Source organism: Romboutsia sp. 13368 (assembly GCF_018336475.1).
In the GTDB taxonomy this organism is placed as follows: Bacteria; Bacillota; Clostridia; order Peptostreptococcales; family Peptostreptococcaceae; genus Romboutsia.
Genome location: NZ_CP048741.1, coordinates 2,196,327 through 2,200,231, shown reverse-complemented (window position 1 = coordinate 2,200,231; position 3,905 = coordinate 2,196,327). Strand labels below are relative to the sequence as shown.

Sequence of the window (3,905 nt, the reverse complement as noted above, 5' to 3'; positions counted from 1 at the left end):
CTATATTAATATTTTATAAAAAATTACTATAATACATAAAAAAACAAATAAAGACAAAAAAAGAAATAAAAAGTTTGTTATGTTGGTCGTATTTTAGTATAATAAAAATGCTGATAATTTTTAATAAGGAGGATAAAAAAGAGCGATGAATAATAGTAATGTCAACTACAGTCAAAAAGTCGTAGAAATGAAAAAAATAACTAAAAAGTTCGGAAATTTTGTTGCAAATGATAACATAGATTTGACTGTACATAAAGGTGAAGTACATGCTCTTTTAGGAGAGAATGGTGCAGGAAAATCTACGCTAATGAATATACTATATGGTTTATATCAGCAAACATCTGGAGAAATCTACATTAACGAAAAATTAGTTAATATGGATAATCCTAATGTTGCGATAGCAAATGGTATAGGTATGGTTCATCAGCACTTTATGCTAGTACAACCTTTTACTGTAGCGCAAAACATAATATTAGGTGTTGAGCCTACAAAGGGTCTTGGTTCAATTGATATAAATAAAGCTATTGAAGATGTTAAAGCTATTTCTGAAAAATATGGATTATATGTTGATCCTAATGCAAAAATAGAAGATATAAGTGTTGGTATGCAACAAAGAGTAGAAATATTAAAAGCATTATACAGAGGAGCAGAGATATTAATACTAGATGAGCCTACAGCAGTTCTTACTCCACAAGAAATACAAGAACTTATACAAATTATAAGAAATTTAACTAAAGAAGGTAAATCTGTAATAATAATAACTCATAAATTAAAAGAAATAAAGGCAGCTGCAGACCATTGTACTATAATTAGAAGAGGAAAATATATAGATACAGTAAAAGTGTCTGAGACAACTGAAGATGAATTGGCAGCAATGATGGTTGGTAGAGAAGTTAACTTTAAAGTAGACAAAGATGAAGCTAAACCTTCTAAAACAGTATTACAAATAAAAGATTTATTAGTAAAAGACAGTAGAAATGTATCTGTAGTAGATGGATTATCACTTGAAGTTAAGGCTGGAGAAATATTAGGTATAGCTGGTATAGATGGAAATGGTCAATCTGAGTTAGTTGAAGTTTTAACTGGACTTAGAAAAGCTGAAAGTGGAAGTATAACAGTAAATTCAAAAGAATTACTTAATAAGAAGCCTAGAGAAATATTTAAAAATGGGATAAAAAATATACCAGAAGATAGACATAAAAGAGGATTGGTTTTAGATTTTACTGTAGCAGAGAATACAGTTTTACAAAACTATAAAGATTCAAGATTCTCTAAAAAAGGAATATTAAATAAACTTGCTATAGAAAGATATGCTGATGAAATAATCAAAAGATTTGACGTAAGACCTACTGATCATACTGTTAAGTCAAGAGCATTATCTGGAGGTAACCAACAAAAGGTTATAATAGGTAGAGAAGTTGATAATATAGAAACAGCAAGAAAAGCAACTGGAGAGCCTCAATTACTTATAGCTACTCAACCAACAAGAGGACTTGATGTTGGAGCTATAGAATTCGTTCACCAAGCTTTAGTAAAACAAAGAGATGAAGGAAATGCTGTACTGTTAGTTTCATTAGAGTTAGATGAAGTTATGAATGTATCAGACAGAATAGCAGTTATATATGAAGGTAAAATAGTAGGTATAGTCGATGCAAAAGATGCAGACGAAAATACATTAGGTTTAATGATGGCAGGAGGTGAAGAAAATGAGTGTCAAACTAACTAAAAAGAAGATTTCTTTAGTTGATAATACTATTCTATTCTCCTTAATATCAATAGTTTTAGGTCTATTAGTTGGAGCAATAGCATTATTAATAGCAGGAAAAGACCCAATACAAGCATATTCAGCAATGATAGAAGGTATATTTGGAAAGCCTAAGTACATGGCTTGGGTAGTAATAAGATCAACACCACTTATATTAACAGGTTTATCTATTGCATTTGCATTTAAAACAGGATTATTTAATATAGGAGCAGAAGGACAATTTATAATAGGTGCATTAATTGCAACTATGGTTGGTTCGATAGTTCAATTACCTGCAATAATACACGTACCACTTACTCTTTTAATAGCTTGCTTAGGTGGAGCTATATGGGGTGGATTTGCAGGATGGTTAAAATCTAAATTTGGAATTAATGAAGTTATAGCAGCTATAATGCTTAACTGGATAGCATTTTACTTAAGTAACTTTATGATAAGAAATACTTGGTTAGAAAAACCAAATAGTGAATCATCAGTAAGTATACATGATTCAGCAAGCATAGGAATAGATTGGTTAAAAGATATACTTGGACCGGCTACAAAGGTTAACTGGGGTATCGTTATATCAATAATATTTGTTTTAGTTATAGCATTTATACTATTTAAGACTACTCTAGGATTTGAACTAAGAGCAGTTGGACACAATAAATTTGGTGCAGAGTATGGTGGAATAGATGTTAATAAATCGATATTAAAATCTATGGCTATAGCAGGTTTAATTGCAGCGGCAGCAGGAGCAATACAAGTAATGGGGGTATCTCATAATGTTACTGTATTAGCAGCACCAGAAGGTTACGGATTTGATGGTATAGCTGTTGCATTAATAGCTAATAGTAACCCAATAGGCGTTATATTCTCAGGATTATTATTTGGTGCATTTAAATATGGTGGAACAAAAATGCAATCTGTAGGAGCACCATCAGAAGTTGTAAACATAGTTATAGGTTCAATAGTATACTTCATAGCATTAAGTAGTGTATTAAGAATGTTATAYATAAATTTAAGAAATAAAAAGAATAAAGGGGGCAATGTATAATGCAAGACATAGCTTTAATCATCAGTACAACTTTAATGTACTCTACGCCCCTTATATTTGCGGCATTAGGTGGAGTATTTTCAGAAAATTCGGGTATAGTTAACATAGGTATAGAAGGAATGATGACTATAGGTGCTTTTGCAGGAGCAGCAGCAGGTTATATGTTCGGAAATCCATGGTTAGCTTTTATAATAGGTGGATTAGCAGGTGGTTTATTTGCTTTAATTCATGCATTAGCAACTGTAACTTTCAATGCAGACCACACTATATCAGGGGTTGCAATAAACTTATTAGCTCCTGGAGTTGCATTATTTGCATCTAAGATAATGTTTGATGGTGCAACTATGACGCCAACAATACCAATGGAAAATAAAATACCAAGACCATTAAATGGTTTATTCCCATCAGGTGGAATATTAGATACAATATTTAACGCTTATGCGACAGTATTTATAGCGTTTATATTAGTTTTTGTAGTTTGGTATGTTTTATATAAAACAAAGTTTGGACTTAGAATAAGAGCAGTTGGAGAGCATCCAGGTGCAGCAGATACACTAGGTATAAATGTTGCAAAGACTAGATATGCAGCAGTTATAATATCTGGTATATTAGCAGGATTAGGTGGAGCATCTATGAGTTTAGCGGTTGTTTCATCATTTAGACCTACTTTAATATCAGGACAAGGGTATATAGCTATGGCAGCTGTAATATTTGGTAAGTGGAGACCGCAATGGGCTATGGTAGCATGTTTATTATTTGGTTTCTCTACAGCTTTATCTGTATTCTTCGGAAACCCAGAGTTACCATTTAGCATAAATGAAAACTTATTATCAATGATACCATATATAATGACATTAATAGTATTAGTACTGTTTGTTAAGAGTTCTAAGGCTCCAGCAGCACTTGGAAATCCATACAAAAAAGGTGAAAGATAAAAATGATAGCTTTAAGCTATCATTTTTTTTATATATTTAAAGTATTATAAATTATANNNTATATATATTTTATATATCTCTACTAATATTAATAAATGCTGATATAAAATYTAATATACTTCCTAAATTCATAACATATAAATTATTATCAAATAGTAATCCTATCATTATA

3 protein-coding genes are annotated in these 3,905 nt (G+C 30.9%); all 3 read left to right on the top strand.

Going from position 1 to position 3,905, the window contains the following annotated elements; genetic code table 11:
- Positions 1-145 precede the first annotated feature (145 nt).
- Genes G3997_RS09175 through G3997_RS09165 form a run of 3 tightly spaced genes read left to right on the top strand, consistent with a single transcriptional unit; the run spans position 146 to position 3,733 of the window.
- A complete protein-coding gene (locus G3997_RS09175) occupies positions 146-1,726 on the top strand; it encodes an ABC transporter ATP-binding protein (RefSeq protein ID WP_296645477.1) in 1,581 nt (526 codons plus the stop codon).
- Positions 1,707-2,798, top strand: coding sequence for an ABC transporter permease (locus G3997_RS09170; protein ID WP_296645476.1), 1,092 nt, complete (start codon positions 1,707-1,709; stop codon positions 2,796-2,798). Before G3997_RS09175 ends, G3997_RS09170 begins: the two co-directional genes overlap by 20 nt.
- A complete protein-coding gene (locus G3997_RS09165) occupies positions 2,798-3,733 on the top strand; it encodes an ABC transporter permease (protein WP_296645475.1) in 936 nt (311 codons plus the stop codon). The genes G3997_RS09170 and G3997_RS09165 overlap by 1 nt, the downstream gene beginning before the upstream one ends.
- Positions 3,734-3,905: the final 172 nt, after the last annotated feature.

Bases quoted from the DNA above. Each gene is read 5' to 3' on its own strand.
- G3997_RS09165 (WP_296645475.1), top strand. From the start codon at position 2,798: ATGCAAGACATAGCTTTAATCATCAGTACAACTTTAATGTACTCTACG.
- G3997_RS09175 (WP_296645477.1), top strand. From the start codon at position 146: ATGAATAATAGTAATGTCAACTACAGTCAAAAAGTCGTAGAAATGAAA.